The sequence below is a fragment of the Candidatus Methylarchaceae archaeon HK02M2 genome (assembly GCA_024256165.1).
Classification (GTDB): domain Archaea; phylum Thermoproteota; class Nitrososphaeria; order Nitrososphaerales; family JACAEJ01; genus HK02M2.
Genome location: JAKLZG010000024.1, coordinates 1 through 18,485 on the forward strand (window position 1 = coordinate 1; position 18,485 = coordinate 18,485).

The 18,485-nt window shown below is 39.7% G+C and carries 22 protein-coding genes and 1 tRNA gene; 8 read left to right on the forward strand and 15 right to left on the reverse strand.

All coding sequences use genetic code 11. From position 1 onward, the window contains the following. Positions 1–14: 14 nt before the first annotated feature. Entirely contained in the window at positions 15–1,319 is a 1,305-nt protein-coding gene (locus L6N96_01795; protein MCP8322897.1) for an alkaline phosphatase family protein, read from the forward strand. 66 nt (positions 1,320–1,385) lie between these two features. On the opposite strand, the gene L6N96_01800 is transcribed toward L6N96_01795, so the two are convergent. Genes L6N96_01800 through L6N96_01825 form a run of 6 tightly spaced genes read right to left on the reverse strand, consistent with a single transcriptional unit; the run spans position 1,386 to position 4,962 of the window. Beyond that, on the reverse strand, positions 1,386–1,838 hold the full coding sequence (locus L6N96_01800) for a metal-dependent transcriptional regulator (GenBank protein ID MCP8322898.1): 453 nt from the start codon (positions 1,836–1,838) through the stop codon (positions 1,386–1,388). Between the two features lie 37 nt (positions 1,839–1,875). After that, complete coding sequence (locus L6N96_01805) at positions 1,876–2,145, reverse strand: FeoC-like transcriptional regulator (GenBank protein ID MCP8322899.1); 270 nt, start codon at positions 2,143–2,145, stop codon at positions 1,876–1,878. Positions 2,146–2,150: 5 nt separating this feature from the next. Then, positions 2,151–2,624, reverse strand: a complete 474-nt coding sequence (locus L6N96_01810; protein MCP8322900.1) for a hypothetical protein — start codon at positions 2,622–2,624, stop codon at positions 2,151–2,153. Between the two features lie 10 nt (positions 2,625–2,634). Further along, positions 2,635–3,930, reverse strand: a complete 1,296-nt coding sequence (feoB, locus tag L6N96_01815) for a ferrous iron transport protein B (GenBank protein MCP8322901.1) — start codon at positions 3,928–3,930, stop codon at positions 2,635–2,637. Continuing rightward, the gene (locus tag L6N96_01820) at positions 3,927–4,619 is read right to left on the reverse strand and encodes a 50S ribosome-binding GTPase (protein ID MCP8322902.1); all 693 of its coding nucleotides are present in this window, start codon (positions 4,617–4,619) and stop codon (positions 3,927–3,929) included. The genes feoB and L6N96_01820 overlap by 4 nt, the downstream gene beginning before the upstream one ends. Continuing rightward, positions 4,588–4,962, reverse strand: a complete 375-nt coding sequence (locus L6N96_01825; GenBank protein MCP8322903.1) for a ferrous iron transport protein A — start codon at positions 4,960–4,962, stop codon at positions 4,588–4,590. The genes L6N96_01820 and L6N96_01825 overlap by 32 nt, the downstream gene beginning before the upstream one ends. A 442-nt stretch (positions 4,963–5,404) precedes the next feature. Between L6N96_01825 and L6N96_01830 the strand changes: the two genes are divergently transcribed. Further along, complete coding sequence (locus L6N96_01830; GenBank protein ID MCP8322904.1) at positions 5,405–6,412, forward strand: triphosphoribosyl-dephospho-CoA synthase; 1,008 nt, start codon at positions 5,405–5,407, stop codon at positions 6,410–6,412. 263 nt (positions 6,413–6,675) lie between these two features. Here the strand turns inward: L6N96_01830 and L6N96_01835 are convergent, their stop codons facing one another. From L6N96_01835 to pheA, 3 genes are all read right to left on the reverse strand, one after another. Then, a complete protein-coding gene (locus L6N96_01835; GenBank protein MCP8322905.1) occupies positions 6,676–6,876 on the reverse strand; it encodes an Lrp/AsnC ligand binding domain-containing protein in 201 nt (66 codons plus the stop codon). An 800-nt stretch (positions 6,877–7,676) separates the two neighbouring features. Further along, positions 7,677–8,528: a prephenate dehydrogenase/arogenate dehydrogenase family protein gene (locus L6N96_01840; protein MCP8322906.1), complete on the reverse strand. Its 852-nt coding sequence runs from the start codon at positions 8,526–8,528 to the stop codon at positions 7,677–7,679. Positions 8,529–8,565: 37 nt separating this feature from the next. After that, a complete protein-coding gene (pheA, locus tag L6N96_01845; protein ID MCP8322907.1) occupies positions 8,566–9,426 on the reverse strand; it encodes a prephenate dehydratase in 861 nt (286 codons plus the stop codon). Between the two features lie 179 nt (positions 9,427–9,605). Here pheA and L6N96_01850 point away from each other — a divergent pair. Continuing rightward, positions 9,606–9,680: transfer RNA gene (locus L6N96_01850), tRNA-Gly, on the forward strand. Between the two features lie 598 nt (positions 9,681–10,278). Beyond that, the gene (locus tag L6N96_01855) at positions 10,279–10,497 is read left to right on the forward strand and encodes a hypothetical protein (protein ID MCP8322908.1); all 219 of its coding nucleotides are present in this window, start codon (positions 10,279–10,281) and stop codon (positions 10,495–10,497) included. Between the two features lie 211 nt (positions 10,498–10,708). On the opposite strand, the gene L6N96_01860 is transcribed toward L6N96_01855, so the two are convergent. Together L6N96_01860 and L6N96_01865 are read right to left on the reverse strand one after the other, a co-directional pair. Further along, positions 10,709–11,143, reverse strand: a complete 435-nt coding sequence (locus tag L6N96_01860; protein ID MCP8322909.1) for an SRPBCC family protein — start codon at positions 11,141–11,143, stop codon at positions 10,709–10,711. 85 nt (positions 11,144–11,228) lie between these two features. Continuing rightward, entirely contained in the window at positions 11,229–11,618 is a 390-nt protein-coding gene (locus tag L6N96_01865; GenBank protein MCP8322910.1) for a hypothetical protein, read from the reverse strand. Positions 11,619–11,867: 249 nt separating this feature from the next. Here L6N96_01865 and L6N96_01870 point away from each other — a divergent pair, with 249 nt between their 5' ends. Then, positions 11,868–14,186: a PKD domain-containing protein gene (locus L6N96_01870; GenBank protein MCP8322911.1), complete on the forward strand. Its 2,319-nt coding sequence runs from the start codon at positions 11,868–11,870 to the stop codon at positions 14,184–14,186. Here the strand turns inward: L6N96_01870 and L6N96_01875 are convergent. Then, on the reverse strand, positions 14,165–14,533 hold the full coding sequence (locus L6N96_01875) for a hypothetical protein (GenBank protein MCP8322912.1): 369 nt from the start codon (positions 14,531–14,533) through the stop codon (positions 14,165–14,167). The two genes, L6N96_01870 and L6N96_01875, sit on opposite strands and share 22 nt — an antisense overlap. Positions 14,534–14,602: 69 nt before the next feature. Here L6N96_01875 and L6N96_01880 point away from each other — a divergent pair, with 69 nt between their 5' ends. Beyond that, positions 14,603–15,094, forward strand: coding sequence for a hypothetical protein (locus L6N96_01880; protein MCP8322913.1), 492 nt, complete (start codon positions 14,603–14,605; stop codon positions 15,092–15,094). Between the two features lie 331 nt (positions 15,095–15,425). Here the strand turns inward: L6N96_01880 and L6N96_01885 are convergent, their stop codons facing one another. Further along, positions 15,426–15,713 carry a hypothetical protein gene (locus L6N96_01885; protein ID MCP8322914.1) on the reverse strand — a complete coding sequence of 96 codons (288 nt, stop codon included), beginning with the start codon at positions 15,711–15,713 and terminating at the stop codon, positions 15,426–15,428. Positions 15,714–15,808: 95 nt separating this feature from the next. Beyond that, positions 15,809–16,126, reverse strand: a complete 318-nt coding sequence (locus L6N96_01890) for a hypothetical protein (protein ID MCP8322915.1) — start codon at positions 16,124–16,126, stop codon at positions 15,809–15,811. A gap of 119 nt (positions 16,127–16,245) precedes the next feature. Here L6N96_01890 and L6N96_01895 point away from each other — a divergent pair, with 119 nt between their 5' ends. Then, positions 16,246–16,476, forward strand: coding sequence for a hypothetical protein (locus L6N96_01895; GenBank protein ID MCP8322916.1), 231 nt, complete (start codon positions 16,246–16,248; stop codon positions 16,474–16,476). Positions 16,477–16,731: 255 nt separating this feature from the next. Here L6N96_01895 and L6N96_01900 read toward each other — a convergent pair whose 3' ends face one another. Beyond that, on the reverse strand, positions 16,732–17,448 hold the full coding sequence (locus L6N96_01900; protein ID MCP8322917.1) for a hypothetical protein: 717 nt from the start codon (positions 17,446–17,448) through the stop codon (positions 16,732–16,734). A gap of 201 nt (positions 17,449–17,649) precedes the next feature. On the opposite strand from L6N96_01900, the gene L6N96_01905 reads away from it, so the two are divergent. Next, the gene (locus L6N96_01905; protein MCP8322918.1) at positions 17,650–17,862 is read left to right on the forward strand and encodes a hypothetical protein; all 213 of its coding nucleotides are present in this window, start codon (positions 17,650–17,652) and stop codon (positions 17,860–17,862) included. The last annotated feature ends 623 nt before the right edge of the window (positions 17,863–18,485 follow it).

Consider the following 18,485-nt stretch of genomic DNA (forward strand, 5'->3'; position numbering starts at 1 on the left):
AAGAAATAGTATAAATGACGGCATGCTCAATAATAAGGATGGCAAATATGAAAGGTTTGATTTACATTCTACTTGATGGCGTAGGTGATAGACCCGATCCTAAGCTAAATTGGATCACGTCTCTTGAAGCAGCCCATACACCATGGTTAGATTCTCTTGCAAGAAGAGGTATCAGCGGTCTTGTATACCCTGTAGGTAAGGACATAGCACCTGAATCTGATATAGCTGTCTTTCATATGTTAGGTTACGAATTTAAAGAAGGTTACGCTGGAAGAGGCGTTATAGAAGCTGTTGGTGCCGGAGTTAGTTTTAAAGATGGAGACCTTGCTATAAGGGCGAATTTTGCCACAATAGGTAAAGATAGGGTCATAATGGACAGGAGGGTTGGAAGAGACCTATCTAGCAAGGAGGCTAAGACACTTGCAGAATCGATCAATAAAGATGTAAAGCTATCTTACCCAAAGACCTCCTTTGAATTTGTATCTACTGTAGCCCATAGAGCGGTTTTGGTGATCAAGGCAGAAGGTATGATTCTGTCATCGAATATCTCAAACTCAGATCCAGCATACTCAAGGTTAGAAGGAGTTGGGGTTGCAAAAGTAGGGAAGGGAGATTTAAAGTTAGAGAAGGTTCGAGCCTTGGATGAAAAAAGCGAGACAAAGCTTTCTGCCGATTTGGTCAATGAGTTTACAGAGAAGTCGATAGAAATTTTGAAGGAGCACCCTGTGAATATATATAGGGAGAAAGAAGGTGGGATGCCTGGCAACGCTATATTACTCAGAGATGCTGGCAACTCATTGCCAAGGCTTGAGAAGCTTGACGAAAAGTATGGCTTAAGGTTTGTATGTCTCTTGGATATGCCAGTAGAGAGGGGGATAGCTAGGCTAACAGGTATGGTTGAGGCTGAAGCTGGGGGTATAGAAGATTATGAAGTTAAAGCAGAAAAGACGGCTGAACTATCAGAGAGTTATGATTGTGTGTACGTGCATATAAAGGGACCCGACGAGCCAGGGCATGATGGGAATGCGATACGGAAAAAGAAGGTGATAGAGAGTATAGATTCTAGGTTCTTCAGCAATCTGTTAAAGCGTATCGATCTGGATGAAGTGATCATCGCTATATCTGCAGACCATTCAACCCCTTGCCAGATTAGGAGTCATAGCGCAGATCCAGTACCATTATTGATCTCTGGAGGAAGTATAACAACAGATGGTACATGCAGGTTTACAGAGAAAGATGCCTCAATAGGTAGTCTGAAGATTCTAAAGGGTGAACAAGTTCTTCCTTTGATAATTTCCCTAGCAAGAGACGATCATTAAGGTCAACTCTCTGCTTGGTCGAAGGTCTCTAAGGATTATTTTAAGGTTGGCCTAAAACGATCAACCTTATTCTGTTTCCCTACATCTGTATCTGCCTGTTTTCTCATAATATCTGAAGTGTTCAAGCCACTTTGGGTGTTTAGGTGATTCTTGTATGAACTTTAGGAATTTTGTTAGCTTCTCTATTGTTTCATGATGTATAGAATGCTCTATCTCACAAGCGTCCTCATCAGCGATGGTTTTGTCCACGCCCAAGATCTCAAAAAATCGCCTTAAAGTCCCGTGAAACTGTTCTAGTGATTTAGCTAACACTTCACCCTTTTTGGTTAGCGTGACGCCTCGATATCGTTCATAATTAACGAGATTATGTTTTTCCAATTTTTGGAGCATTTCAGTGACGCTTGGAGGTTTAACGTTAAGTGCCATTGCAATATCCACGACATTTGCGTAACCCTTTTCCTTAGTAAGGTCGTAGATTCTCTCAAGATAGGTCTCTTCAGTTTTACTTAGCTCTTCCATCTTTAACATATTTAGATCTATCCTTTATTAAATACAACTATATCTTTTCCAAGTAATTTTTTCCCTTTTTGGTTATAATATATGAGTTGCCAGTTGATGGTTTTTTCATGCATTCTCTGCTTGTTGGACATACTATGCAGCCCTTTGACATTTCCTCGGTGCCCTCGATCCTTTTAAGGTAGCCTTTTGATGAAAGTAGAGAAAGAACACTCTCTAAGGTAGATTCTTGGATTCCCATATCGTTTGCAATATCGCCTTTGCTTAAAAGGCCTCCATCACGAATTGCCCTCAAAATCTCCTTTATCATGCCGATCACTCTCTCCACTCTTTTTTAGTTAAGGCCAGATACGCTCCAGGCAATGCTAATGGGAATAGCCATATTTCCGGCTTGAGATCGTCAAGCCATGTCCACTTCAGCCAGTCCTCGAACTGAAACACGTATCCTAAGCCGTTTGCTAGCATTATCGCCGTAAATACCCCAAAAAATACAGCTGCGAGAAGGCTACCGACAAGGAGGAAGGACAATCCTTCTCGGTCGCCGCGTGCTTGTTGTCTTACTCCTGTGAGGTAGACAGCTCCAATTATTGTCAACATGATTCCGCCCAAGACATCTGGTGGAATAAGGTTTATCCCGGCTAGTTCTATAGGTGGGATTAGGGAGGCGCCACTTCCTATAAAGTCGCCCCATCCTATCACTATCTCTAGGAGGCCGATAAGGGTATATGTCATTCCTATGAAAAAGGAGTACACTCCTATTACCGTTCCAACATTTTTGTTGAACCCCATTTTTTCACCTCTAAGTGTATCCTAACATACCCCCTATTCCTGTGATGGTTAGTCCGATTAGGTAGGCTAAGACGAGTGACAAGACTACTTGGAAGATAGTCCATTTCCAAGAACCTGATTCCTTCCTCATTGTGCCAACTGTTGCAAGGCAAGGTATATACAATAAGATGAAAGCCATCAAAGCAAAGCCGATAAGGGGCGTGTAGTCCACAACTAAAGCTCCTGCAATCGCTGCTTCTCCTTCAACTGCATAAATTATTCCAAGTGACTCTACAACGATCTCCTTAGCCATGAATCCGAAGATCAGGGAAGAAACGATCCGCCAATCAAATCCAAGGGGTCTGAAAATCGGTTCTAAAGCGTGGCCTATTTGTCCTGTATAGGAGAGTTCAACAGATTCTTGAGCAACGCCCCAAGGGAAACTCGACAGGAACCATAGTATGATCGCGCCAACCAAGAGGTATGTACCCGCCTTCTTAAGGAATTGAACACCTCTGTCCCACATGTGGATTACAGATCCGTGAAATGTAGGCGTTTTGTACAGTGGGAGTTCCATTATGAAAGGAGTGGGTTCTCCTCGCAGTACAGTCTTTCTCAATAATAGTGCCAACAGTATGGCTAAGACGATCCCTAAAAAATACATGGACCATATCGCTGTAGACGCCATTGAACCGAAAAAGGCGCCTGCTATAAGGATATAGACAGGAAGTCGTGCAGAGCAAGATATAAATGGGTTGATCAATAGTGTTATTAGTCTGTCCTTTTCAGATTCGATACTCCTAGTAGCCATCATGGCAGGTACGTTGCATCCAAAACCGAGGAGCATTGGTATGAAGGATCTTCCATGTAGTCCTAACTTGAACATAAACTTGTCCATGATGAAGGCTGCTCTAGTTAGATAGCCGCTGTCTTCTAAGATAGCTATTGCAAAGAACAAGGAGAATATGAGAGGTATGAAAGTTAATATGAAACCCAATCCGCCAAAGATGCCATCACTTAAAAAGGAGGCAAGGACCTCATTAGGGATGCCCCTTGATGCTTCGGCAAGCAACCCAAAGAAGAGGCCTATCATCTTCATGAAGGGCGCGGAAACATCAAAAGCAAACTGGAACATGGCCCAAGCAAGGGTTAGGAATACAGGTATACCTAGATATTTATGAAGGAAAACCTTGTCAAGCATATCAGATTGGGCCCACTTCTTAGCCCCTCTTACCAATGTAGTGTCTAATATGGTGTGTATAAGATTGTACCTCTCATCTGCAAGTACGATTTCTGGGTCGTCCCCTAGGACTTCTCTTGCCTTCAAGATATCACCTCCATTAGTTCATGGTGGTATTTGCTATTCCTGATCTTTTCTAGAATTTCTTCGTCCTTCTCCAAGAGCTTGATTGCCATCCACCTCAGTGGATAATTTTTAGCCAAAGTCTCATCTTTTTTTATGATCTTCACTATGGAGTTTATCAAATCTTCTATCTTCTCTCCATAGGTTATCTTGGTCTTTATCGAGCCTTTTCTTATTGCAGCTTTGATTATTTCATCCTTAAGTTCTTCCATGCCCTCTTTAGTGGTCGCCACTGTCGGAACTATCGGCACACTAAGTTGTTCCGAGAGCTTCTTCACATCGATCTTATAGCCCTTGTTTTCCGCGATATCGAACATGTTCAAAGCTATAACTAAGTTTGCTTCCAGCTCAAGTAGCAAGAGTGTGAGATAAAGGTTCCTCTCGATGTTTGATGCGTCGACTATATCGACTATAACTTCTGGTTTTTCCTCTATGATGTAGTTTCGTGATATAAGCTCGTCCACGGCGCGGGAGGTGAGACTATAAGTTCCAGGTAGGTCAACTATCTTCAACTCGATCCCTTTGTGGATACATTTACCTTCTTTCTTTTCAACGGTCTTGCCTGGCCAGTTTCCCACATGCTGCCTTGCGCCAGGTATCAAGTTATTGAATATGACCGACTTACCCACGTTTGGGTTCCCTATCAATGCCACTGTATGTACTATTAACCATCGACTCCTGTACCATGATCTTCATGGCAACTCCCCTCCCCAGAGCGATCCTCGTATCCTTAATTTCGACTACCAAAGGTCCTCCATGTCCATGATTAGGGGAAGCATGGGAGTGCACAACCTTCACCTCAACACCAGGAATAAAACCCATATCGCTTAATCTCCTAACTACCCTTCTACCACCAAGAATTCCAGTAATCTTCCCCTTGGCACCTATAGGAAGCATAACCAGAGGCATATATCGACGATAACTTCTGGTTTTTCCTCTATGATGTAATTTCTTGATATGAGCTCGTCTACGGTGAGGGAAGCGTAATATTCCCATCACTCTCCCTCCAAATAAACATATATGTTATCTCCTTCTTTTTTCTCAAGAGTAAATTATAATCTCGAATTTCGAACTCCATACGATTCTTCAGGGGCGCTTGGCGGATTACTTTTATCTCGGATCTTCCGACTATTCCCATATCCATGATACGGCGTCTAGTCGTACCGCTTTCTTTGATCCTAACGACGACGCCCTTATTAACGGATTCCATATCACTAAAACGTATCTTCGACGCAATACCCCCCTTATATGTTAGGTTTACCTAAATTTATTATATAAATCTAAAGCTATATTTATAAATTTTTCCTTTTTTCGATTTTATAGTAAATAGCTAAAGTCATCTGAAGAAGAATAGTAAATATTTAAGAGTTCAGTTATTCTCATAGTATAAGATAAGATAAACAAAGATATATCATTAGATACTTTTGTTATACCTACTATGGAAAAGGACCTTTTAAAGATAGCTGATAATATAATGATGTCAGCTCAACTTGCATCAGCCTTAGAAGTGAGTGGCACACCAAAACCTGGGAACGTACATAGAGATTTTGATTTCATCGACACGCGCTTTGAGCATTATCTGGCTGGCTCTATAGCCCTTGGACCTTCTGTAAGAGAAGTTGCATTAAGGGGAATGAGGGCAAGCCTTGATCAGATCAGAATCGATGAGATAGAAATCGGCAGATACATTAAGAAAGCTATTCATGAAGTTAGATTATGGCACAAAGGAGGTAACACGCATCTTGGCATAAGCCTACTCTTCGTACCTTTGGCAGCATCGGCCGGATTTACTACCATAAAATTTGAAAGGGTGGAACCTAACAAATTACGTCAAATTCTATCAAAGATCATGAGATTGACAACTCCTCAAGACGCTATGGATGTCTGCGATGTAGTTCTTACCTCTAGCATCGAGGCTCTAGGTCGGTTGGAGGTAGAAGACGCACCAGACATTATAGAAAGCAATGTAAAAAGCAAGTTAATAGAGAAAGATATCAACTTATATGAGCTGATGAAGATTTCATCTGGATGGGATAATATAGCCAAAGAGCTAACTACAGGGATGAGACTTTCTTTTAATGTAGGCTATAAAACTCTAATAGACATCTATAAAAAGATTGGTGATATAAACATAGCAACAGTACATACATTCCTGACTATATTAGCAAAATATCCTGATACACTCGTAGCTAGAAAGGTTGGGGTGAAGCATGTAAAGAAGATTAATAAAGCAGTGGAGATAGGATTGGTCGAAGCTAAGAAGATTTCCAGACAAGCCAAGAATGTCTTGAAGTTGGGAGGTCTAACTTCTAAGGCTGGGGGGAAAGCACTGATTCGATTAGATAAAAATCTGAGAGATTCACAAAACCGGCTAAACCCTGGGACAACGGCCGATATAACAGCCTCATCTTTAATGATCGCGATTTTGTGTGGGATGAGACCTTAAAAGGGTCAAAAATACTGGGGGCGTAGTTGCCGATTTACCATTTTGTTGAGAGAGTGTATATATCTCACGAATAATCAAGGGAATATCTAAACTTCTTTTATTGAAGAGTTTTAACTTCAGATGATTAAATAGGGCATTGTGGGGTATATCATGATTAAACGCATCATGGCGCCCAACGCATATCCATCATTTTCTTCGATCGTGAAAGTTCTCGTTCTATCTTCTATTGTCTTCTTTTACGACTCTTTTCTCGTTGCCAAAGTTTAAACTACTAAAAGAGTAAGTGTGGTACGTACATCTTTTATCTTTCTTATCTTCATGACTATCTCCTTTAACCTATCTACGCTCTCCGCTTTGATTTTGGCTATGATGTCATAGGCGCCATAAATTTCGTAGGCTTCTTCAACCACCATATCTTTTAGCTTCTTCATGATGGCCCTATCAGAGCCCGACTCTACACTCATCAATACGAACGCTATAGGCATAGATATTAGGATGAGAAACATCTATTTAAGATTCACATAAGGATAGATCTGCTTTATTCATTAAAAATAGTCGATATCAAAAAGAATCATCTTTCACTTTTATAGTGATACTCACGATTCTGGAATTTGTTGCGATTAAGAACTTATCACATCTACAAAGGTGGCAGGGATAGTGTTTGTCCCCATTGCTATATGCCCTCTGAGCCGTTTAGTTAAGTAAGTTGAAATTTCTTAACAATGGGTCTATCTAGATTCCCCATTTTTCATCGATATCCAAGATGTTTAATTAGAGTTCGATTAATATATGGTGAGCATATGGTTGAACCTATCAAGAAGTGCCCATTATGTGGCTCAGAGCTCTTCGTCAAAGGAGATGTCATCTACTATTCGAATTATTGGCTTAACTATGAAGGTGGCGGTTAGTGCCAGTAAGAGATTCATATGGGATAAATTTCATCTGATATATACATGTAAAAGGTTATATTCCCCATCTACTGAATCTGGCACATCACGGAGTTTCTGTCCATTCCATTGCGACTCGCTCCAGATGAATGGTTTTCCTTTTATTATAGGCGTTCCGAATTTCATCCAGAAGCAAAGATTTGGTGACCCCCAAATCGAAGATACCTTCCAAATCTGAAATGTAAGATGTCATAGAAGCTAAAGCTGCTTTGGCGTCTGCCGCTCCCTTATATGCATAGCTTGTAGGATCATCAGAACAACGATATGCTTCGATTTAAATATCTTACCTACAATATAGCCTTTAATAGTTCTTCTTACTAAGAGCTTTGGCAACTGTTATCTTTTATACTATATCTTCTTGATTCTTCTAATTTTTTTCTTAAGGTTATCATCTCTGTTACAAATCTTTCCTTATCCTTATTCTTTATGATATTTAGCCACTTTTCAATTTTCTTTTTAAATAAACTTTCTACTTTGTTGATATCAGGTAGATTCATCTGAAGGACAGAATAGAATTCTGGATCTGTATTAACAATATTTTCTACAAGATTAAAAAGAGTTTTAAAACTTGTACCAGAAATTTTTTCTAATTCTCTAAAATTCAATTCAAGCCATGTATCTCCAACAGCCAAACCAACAAAATGGGATAATCCTAGAATAACTGCCATTAGTTCATCATGCTTTCTTGGAGACATTACACTAACTTTAAAACCTCTTTCTTCTAGCCATATTTTTAATTCTCTAGCGTATTTTTCCTCTTTTTTGTTGGTAGGAGTAAGAACGAAATTTTCATTCGTATCTTTTGCTCCTGGTCCAAAAACTGGATGAGTTCCTAGGATCGTTCCCTTCTTAATATATTTGTGCATTATGTTCAATGGAATTTCTTTTACAGATGTTATATCCCAAATAATTTGATTCTCTTTAATGTAAGGCGCCACTTCTTTTACAACATCTTCAAAGCTTTGTAATAAAACAGAAATCAAAATAATATCGGCTTTCTTTACAGCATCGATATTATTTTTAGCAACCTCTACTGGAATTTCTTTTGATAAATTAAATAATTTTTGTCTAGTTCTTCCTGAAACTATTACCTCATATCCTTGTTTCAAGAAGAAAATGCAAAACCATTTTCCCATATTTCCTGCGCCACCTATTATTGCTATTTTCATTTTAAGACACCAAACATGTTAGGCTATTTTCATTAAATTACTCTTTACTGAAATTTTCTTTTGCCTTAGGATAAGAACCTATTATTTTTACGAATAGAGAATTACGCTTTAAAATTTGTAATGCTTTGCTAACTATTTTGTCTGTATAATGACCTTCAAAATCTAAATAGAAATTGTATTCCCAAGGTCTTCCAACGATTGGTCTTGATTCTATCTTTGTTAGATTAATATCATTGTCTGAAAAAATTCTTAAGGCATTATGTAAAGCTCCAGGAACGTGCCTAGTTGTGAATATAATAGAGGTTTTATCATTCCCTGTTGGTGCTGAACCCTTTTTCGATAATATTAAAAATCTTGTGTAATTATTACGATTGGTTTCTATACCTTCTACGATAACTTTCATTCCATAAATTTTTGCTGTCCTTTCACTGGCTATTCCCGCAGCATTTCTTAAATTCTTCTCTTTTATCATTTTGACGCTACCAGCAGTATCATAAAAAGGCATTATTTCGCATTTCAATTCTTCTAAAAATTTTCTACATTGTCCTAACGCCTGAGGATGTGAGTAAACCGTTTTAATAGATTTCAGATCATTATTAGAAAACGATATTAAACAATGTTTTATTCTGTGAAAAATTTCTCCATAGGCTTTCAAATTATATTCTAATAGCAAATCGTAAGATTGGCCTATGCTTCCTTCTAACGAATTTTCAACGGGAATTATTACAAAATCAACTTTATTTTCTTCTAAAATTTGAAAAACATCCGACAATGTTTTACATCCTATCGTTTGTATCAAGTTTCCAAAATATTTGAAAGCAGCTTCTTCACTGTAAGCACCAAGTTCTCCTTGAAAAGCAATTCTTTGATTATTCAAATTCATTGAATTTTTCCTCATATTTTGTCCCTTTGTTATGACCTTAGTTCCCTACGCAATTAGTTTTTGAACTCATCCTTATATTTACTTATCTAGAATGCCCTTTTGTATCTCCAAATCGGTGATTAGTTCCTAGCATAATTAGAAAGCTACGAAAAAGGCAATAGCTAAAAAGTTGATCGGAGATAACCAGACCGATGGCGGGGTTGGTCTAGTCTGGTCTAGGACGTCAGCCTCCCAAGCTGGCAACGCGGGTTCAAATCCCGCACCCCGCATTTTTTCCGAGGGTTATTTTTAAATAGAGTACTCACTACTGTTTGGAAATCTGGCACACTCAAATCGATTTTATATGTTTTAATATTCCCTGTCTAAAATGATTTATCTTCGTGATGCAATTGAATATTAGTTTCAAAATATTCGCTTAATCTTTCATTAACTACTTTCCTATCTTCTTTGGCTACAAAATCAAAAGAAACCAAGATTACAGAGGTTTTTATAGGATAAGCCCGTAGAATCTTATTTCCTAGGGAGTTTTGTTTGATCATATATCCGTTCTTTTATTTTCCTGAAATATATATGAATCTCTGACAATCCGACCCTTTCAAATCTGTGGGGCGCCCGGCGCCAAGTCACCGAAAACCAACACGCCGGTGGGGAAAACTTGCCCGTTCGGTTCCTCCAGCCCTCGTAGGGCAAGCAAGAGAGGGCACGCCCATAATTAAAAAATCAGATCGTTGCCCATGAGATAGTCGCCGTTTTATATTATGAGCGATAGTGAAGGGGCCAAAGACCCCTTAATTTTCCGAAAAAAATTATACACCTGAATTTTAATAAGGGATACCCCACTAATTCCTCTATATGTTTAAAATCGATATGAGTGAACCTAGGTGTCCGGAATGTGGCGAATTACTTTCATACATACGGCTAATCGACAGAAATAAAAGAAGACTTGGACTTCAAATAACATGTGAATGGTGTGACTACGACGGCATATCCATCGACCTCGGCATAAACAAAGAAATGCTACGTAAGTACCACGGACATGAAGGACTATTCAAAGCAACTTTACAACAAGTTGATAGCATCGACTAGTTCTCTTAAATTCGATCTCTTAAATTCGCTAAAAAGGTCACACATATTAGCCAAATATCCCACTTCTTTGATATGCTCATTAATGAATAATAACATGAATTACAAATATAAGATTTTTTTTGTGCTTTTTAGATTTAATATTCTCTTTAAACGATTCGATTACACGCGCATAAATTTTAACTCTGTAGAAAGTAGAAAGAAAAGTTAGAGACTACTGGGCCTCGATATATTTCGCCATCTCCTCTAATGGCTGCCCGACTGAGTCCTTGACCCTGGAGCCGACGAAGAGTCCCAGAATCTTCCCCAGAACTCCTTTAAAGTGAACGTCGGAAGACCAAGTTACCTTTGTCCCTTCAGGGACTTCCTCATATGTTTGGATGGTTTTACCGAGAATCGGGCCTTCCAAGATCTCCATTTCGATCTTTTCCGGTGGATGGAGCGTCCACTTTTCAGTCATTGTGACTTCTCTGCCTCCCACAGTTGCCATGCCCCTAATTGTGATGGTATTTCCCTCTCGACTAAGGATGTCAACTCGGGGAGACTCGACGCCGGGCCACCATCTAAGCATTGATTCAGGGTCGGCCGCGACCTCCCAGACCTTACCTCTCGGCGCCTTGATAACCCGAGAGACCTCAACTTTTGGCAACTCTTCCTATCACCTACCTCTACAATTATATGCCTCTATATTCGAATCGCCTACTTCCTTTATTAAATTAATTGTGGTGTAATTTTTAATTAAGTACACAAAAATAGTTCATAAATAAGTCTCCCACGTATCCACTCGACAGATATATGACTGTTGCAATGGCTGTTGTTAGCTTGAGGTGATCGAATAGGCTGTTGTCGTTGATGGGCGGTTCTGTATACGCAGGAATCTTGGTCAATTGACTGTTCTTAAGTTTCTCAAATATCTTTAAGAAAACTTCCATAGGACTCTTTTTCAAGATGGGCGAGGCTTCTTCCAATATCAGTTCTGTCTCTTTGTTAGCATCAATGAGCCTTTTTTCGTCATTTTTCTTAACTACACTTCCCTTAGAAAGAGGATGAGTCAAGGTTATTGGGGGCTTTGGCTTAGGCCTCTGTTTGTAGGAATCCTCTGGACGATCTACTCCTGATGCCATACTGTCTGCGAGGTGGATTATCTTCTCTTGATCGGTTTGAGGATGTCACTCCTTAGAATAACTATGGGACGTATGATGCCTTGCGGACATCCAAGCCAGATCTGAGCCTAAAGTCTTCGATATAAGATCGTAGGAGTAAGCTCATCGTAGTAATAGTAGCTTCTTCCCTGAACCCTATTTTTCCTTTATCCATAACTTATCTGTAATATTTTATTTAAAAGGAATAATTACTTGTAAGTTAAGTGTGAATTGATAAGGTTTTTACATATATCCTTCCCAATTTCTAAGATAACAATGATTTCTAATAGAAATTTTTCAATAGCCATAATCAGAAATAATACAAGAATGGAAAAGGCACTCGCTCTCTTAACTATGTCACTATTATTTGTCCTGGCAATTGGTCTGACGTGCATCCCGAATGCGTTAGCTTACTCGGTAGGTGATGATGGTCAGCCAGTACATGAGTACATAGCCTTTGCAGCCTTGTCTCTGTACTCAAATGGCGAAATCAATGACTATTTCGGACAAATCTATTCTGGCGCGGGACATGAAGACCTCACGGACCACGTCTATGATTGGTCTCCCGTAACTTACACTCACTTTTGGGATGTAGACAAAGGAATTAACGATCCCGTTGATAGCTCACCGTTTGTCGAAGATGCAGAAAATGCTTGGCAGAAAGCCCAAGTGTTGTGGGGGATGGCTTTGGGAGAATATGCATATGGGAAGGCTTTGGGGGAATACGGATATGGACACATAAATCGGGCCTACGAATATTTAGGACATATTGCTCATCTTCTTGCCGATATGACGGTACCAGCTCATGCGCATGAAGATATGCACTGGCCTGATGATGACTGCTATGAAGACTGGATGACTTATGGACATGCTATGCTCAGTCAATCTGAACTAGATTGGCTAAGTTCAATGGGCAAGTTTGAAATTCCTGAGGACACATTCGACCCACTCTTCTATCTGTTCTACACGGCTAATCAGATCGGAGACTTCTTCCCCTCAGATGACTATGATGGAGACACTAACGATTACTGGGGTGGTTGGATGGACGAAATATATTCGGAACTTGGTATGGATTCAATTACCAAACCGAGGTATGCCTATCACTTGGATGACAATGATGCTGGTGATAACAACGATGATGGTGACCTAGGAGTGATCCGCGAAAATTGTTTACTCCACGCCATACGAGCAACAGCTGCTTTGTACGAGCTATTCTATGAAACGGTTAGCCAGAACTCTGCTCTAACGGTTGTCATCAATCATATATATGCTTTGGACTACCATGACCCTTTTTGGGGCAACGCAGACTTCTATGTCAGGGTTTACATAAACGGTTTCCGTTTCATAAATGAGGGCAATCAAGTCATTGATAACAATGACATTTATCCAGGATGGGCGTTCGCAAGATACGTAGGGCTCTCCGGGTCCGCAGAAATTAAGATTCAGGTCTGGGATGAAGATGAAGCCCCTAACGATGACGACCAATCTGATATTAATCCAGAGGGAGGCAGAGACCTAGTCCTAACGATAAACCTCGCAAATGGAGCTATCTCAGGAGATCTTGAAGGAGCATGTGGGGACGTGTTGACGAGCGCAGGAACAGAAGAAGATAGTTCTCAGATTTGGTTTCGTATATTAATGCCAAGTATACCTCCAACGGTAAATGCTGGACCCGACCAGACAGTTGATGAGGGTGACTTGGTGTCGCTGGAAGGCTCCTTCACGGATCCTAACACTGAAGACATACATACGGCTGTATGGGATTGGGGTGATGGTTCACCTGCAGAGTCTGGAACCGTGGTAGAGTCTGATGGCGCAGGAACCGTGACAGGCACTCACGCCTATGGGGATAACGGAGAATATACAGTCACGTTAACCGTTACAGATGATGACGGCGCACAAGGTACCGATACTCTAACTGTAATGGTGAATAATGTGGCACCGACTGCAACTATTGATGCCATGGACCAGCCAAATCCACACTTCGTTCTCCCAATCGTCCATACGCTGACATTCACCGGCAGCTTTACGGATCCTGGCTGGTTAGATACCCATACTACTACATGGAATTTCGGCGATGGAACAGTTGTATCTGGAACTTTAAACGAAGAGAACGTTCAACCAGACGCAACGGGAACCACAACAGCAAGTCACGTATATTCTGAGCCTGGAACCTACACGGTGACTTTGACCGTAACAGATGATGATGGCGGTGTTGGAACCGACATAATGGAGGTTATTGTGGCAAGTGCTGAAGAAGCCCCAGAAATCATCAATGAGTATATTCAAAATCTGCCAGATGAGGTGTTTAAAAACAATCCAAGCCAGAGGAAAAAGGCCTTAAGCAACATGCTTTCTGCTATCAATGATATGATAGTTGACGAGGAATGGAATGGAGCCATAAAAGATCTTCGAAACAACATGAGAGAAAAAAGTGACGGTTTCATCGACGGAAGACTGAACAATGACTGGATAATAGACCAAGCAGTACAACAAGAAGTCTGCATGATGATAGACGACTTAGTAGCTTATCTTGAAACATTCCTGTAATAAATTGTTAGCCACTTAAAATTGGACGGGAAAGTCTCCCTACGCCCGCGAACATCTCGATAGCCGTCGAGGTCTTCAGTGAACTTCTTAATTTCAACAACTAGGTGAGGCTTCCCGTGGATCGCCAAAGAATAATCTACTAGTCCAGATAACGTTCTTCTCTGCTCTTTGACTTCATCTATGTCGTTGATGTCCCAACCTAAAATATCTAGCAATGGCAAGATGAATTTGGAACCAACATCAGCCTCACTAAATTCGCCCTCCTTTACACTACTGCACACTTGTTCGTACTTGCTAACAAGTTCGCCGAGTTTCTTTTTGGCGTTTTCTTTATCCACGTTAGACATATTAGGCAACTATAGTTTATTAGATTTTTTATTCTTGAGACTTGACGCTTGTACAGCAGATAAACGCCAATGAGACTCAATCCCATTCTAATCGTAAAAGAAAAAATATTTTATGTTTTGACAGACGAATCCATACGCAAGTCAGTTGAAGACTGGCAAGGTCAAGCTAAAAGATACTTTGAAATCAGGGAGATTTTTGTAAAAGAGGTCCAACGAATAGTTGATGAAGAAACTGACAATCGAATGAAAGATATTCATGTAGATAATCCAACAAAATTTAGAAATGAAGTTAGTGGAAAATTTGATGAGTTCTGGAAGTCTTATTACTTCTCCAGATTAATACGAGGTCAAGTCGAAGATGGAGAGTATTCTTTCATTTTGAATTTGAAAGGATCGAACGATCCGGATATAGTGAAATTCGCCACGGATTTTCCGAAAGCCGTCTACGAAAGGATTGACAAAAAGTTATTTCAGGACCTGAATAAAGCCATAGGGGATACACAGAATTCTTTTTCAAAACTTAAAGAAGCTTTGGGCAAAGAGATAAGTAAGATCAAATGAGGAAGAAGCCTAAGAAGTGAATCGAATCCATTACATGACTCTTGATTATGAACTAACACTCATAATTTTAAACGTTTAAAATCTGCAGTAACTGCGGATTCATTTCCCATTCGCTAGTCTCCTTTCCTTGAGCGAAATCCGTCTTAAGGAAAGAATTTCAAGCGTGAACCCGAGCGTGGTCGAGTAGTGAAGCCGGAGATCACGGGTAACAGTAGTTTCATTACTTTCGCAAAAAATAGGGTGTAGGGGCCTTAACATCAACCCGCCCCAATAGGTTGGGAGACTGTTATTTAGAAGCGTTTTTTTATAAGCCAAGTATGAGTTTCAAGATTTAATACAAACCGAAAATCTCTATGGCTAATATTACGAGGACCCAGATAATAACTCCAAACATTGCAAGTGCCACTATGCTACGCTCGCTTAACTGTGATACACGCTCGCCCAAAAGCCATCCAATTGTCCAACCTACGGCAATACCTAAAGGTAGACAGATAGTCAACAGATAATCTGCTCCCCTATCTGGATACACTATAGCAAGTAGAAGACCTATTAGAGGACTCAGTATAATGCCTATCGTGAAGCCAAAACTAATATTCTTACTTTTATTGCTTGAACTCATTTCAATACACCGAGTTAATATTAGATTTTGGAAACTTTGTCATTTGAGTACCTAAAGTGTGTTTTGCCTTTTGATTATTTATTATTTTGCCCTCTTTAAGTCGGCTGACAACTCAACCAAGATTCGCTTAGAATAACTTCTTCAGGAAGCTTTTCATTAGTTCTGGATGTTCGGTGTGGATTGGTGAACTCGTTCCTTATGCAGTCGTAGTAGTTCCTGGGGACCTCGACCTCCACCCTGATAGGGTTCAGGTAGGACAGCATCTCCTTCATCGCTTGAGCGTCGTCCTCCATCCCCATCTCCTCCTTCAAGACCCTGAACATCTCCAGGTCCTCGCCTTCCAGCACTATCTCGACGATCTCTTTCTTGGCTCCTGGTATGTCTTTCTCATTAGGTAAAACTTCTTTCGACATTCTATTATTCTACCTCTAGTCCCGCCTCCTTGAGCAAATATATTAAATTCCTCTCGTACACGAACGCATCTTCTGCTCCATAAATCATGCATTTATCAAACATGAGATTACCTGTGTAAATGCGATTATACACCTGCACGCCCATAATAAAAAAATCAGATAGATTAAACTTCAAAGACATTTATGTTGTGTCAATATTAAGAAATAAGGAGTGGTTTATTGTGAGAGCCAGATACAAGACAAAGTGCTCAGAATGTGAGGGTGACATCAAGGTAGGTCAGGAGATAGTCAAGCATAAGGAGAGATGGATCCACAAAAAATGCATGCCTGAGGAAGAATTATTTCCTTAGTTGTTGTTTGTAGCGGATAAAAAACGCTAAATTGGAACGTTATGGACCAATATGCAATCCTATATCAGTGAGGATATCGGCTACAAAAAAATAATCAATAAAGCTAGCGTGAACAAGTTAATCGAAAGCATCTGTTCAACTGTAGCAACTTCTGATAATGACAGTTTCTGATACTTGATGAGCTTTATATTACACTTATGTTCAAGGTCTATGATCTTATTCAGCATAAATCTGCCGAAATCTTCGCTTATTATCTTATAAATAGTGAACCACCACAAATGATACTGTTATAACATATGTTAGTATAACAAGTATTTTCAATGCACGCTCAGGCTTGATAAGACAAAGCTTTGCCCAATCAACCTCTCTCCTAATTGTTTTACAATACCTGCTCAATGTTATCTCTTGGAGTGCTATAATCCCTGTTAACAGTGATACAGCTATCCCTATAATGTCAACAGTTAATGCTTGAGCGTAGTAAGATGTTAATGTTGGTAGAAATCCCCAGCTTAGAGCAAAGAAGGCATCTGTGTGAAATAATGCATCTGGCTTACCCTTATACAAGCCAAACTTTGGTGATCTTGGACCCCACTCGAAATTATACGCAAATACAAAGAATCCAGCCGGTGCCATAAATATAATTAGTGGATAGTCAGTTAATAGTACTCCATAAGCGCCTATACTAAATGCACCTATTAGTGATACTGCTATTATCATTTTAAGTTCATTGTCTGTCATTCTATGGCCCCAGGGCTTACCAGCTAACTGATCTACCATATGAGAAGCTATACCAAGACCAAGAAAGTATGCTAATAATGTTAGTGCTAATAAGAACAGGTCAACAGATTTAGCTGCATAAGCCCCGATGATGATAAATGATAGGCACATTCCTGTGTATGGTAAGTATAATGTATTGTAGAACTCGCCCAGTTTGTCGTCTCTCTCTGTCATCCACCAATGCCTTTTCATCATTATATCACATTTATACAGTCTTTGCACATCTTCACAAGCCTAATAGCAACAACTTTATTATCAACAGTAAATTTAAATTTTCAAGATATAGACCAATTTGATATTAAAAGATTGATTGAATATTTTATTCCTACTTATTAGAAAAAAAGGTGAAAGAATAGCGAATGCCCTTGCTGCAAAGATTGGAGATGAGAAAAAAAGTTGGGCAATCGTAAATATACTGACACAAGAACTAAGTCGGAGCCTAGGATAGTCACCATCTGTCCAGGGCTGACTGAAGATGGATTAACGGTTATTTTAGGTTCATTAGGTTACCAAGCGAGTAATAACGGTACTGTTGCGAATGCTGAGAAAATGACTATGCTGATTGTAACTATGGATAACTTTTTGTTTGAAAGCATTTCATTTCGATAAAAATATGGCATTATTTATCCATTTTCGAGGCTGGGCTGAACTTGCTTCAAATTTCTAATTTACTAATTCTCTCTTGATCTTTGTGGGTCAGAAGGGAGATCGACCGAGCCATAGACAGTTTCACGGTTCAACATATACCCATGATGATCTGGTTGCCAAGACCAGGTCCTTTGGTAGGTGTTTCCTGCAAGTATATACTGATTCTATGTTTCCCGCATGGCCCATGAAGTAACTCTGGAACGCCGGCTGAACCCTAGCTGATATTAAAGTAGATAATCCAAAAAATTTTAGGGATGAAGTTAGTCTTGGCTTTTACGAGTTCTGGCGACCTTTCTACTTCTCGAGATTAACACGAGGTCAAGTTGAAGATGAAGAGTATTATTTTAGTGAAATAAGACGACTTGGATCGTGGGTTAAACTTCTAATTACTTTGATTTTCTGACACTTCATGCTTCTCTATTAAAAGCATGCGTCAAGCAAGGAAAGGAGTTTTTATGAGAGAGAGCTATATATCAAGGACGGAAATAAGACCTTGGTGGATGCCTTAGTTTTATGACTTTTTTATGATCTAATTATCGCTTTTCAATGTTTAGGTTCTTTTGGTTTTTCCTTTTGTGTTATAT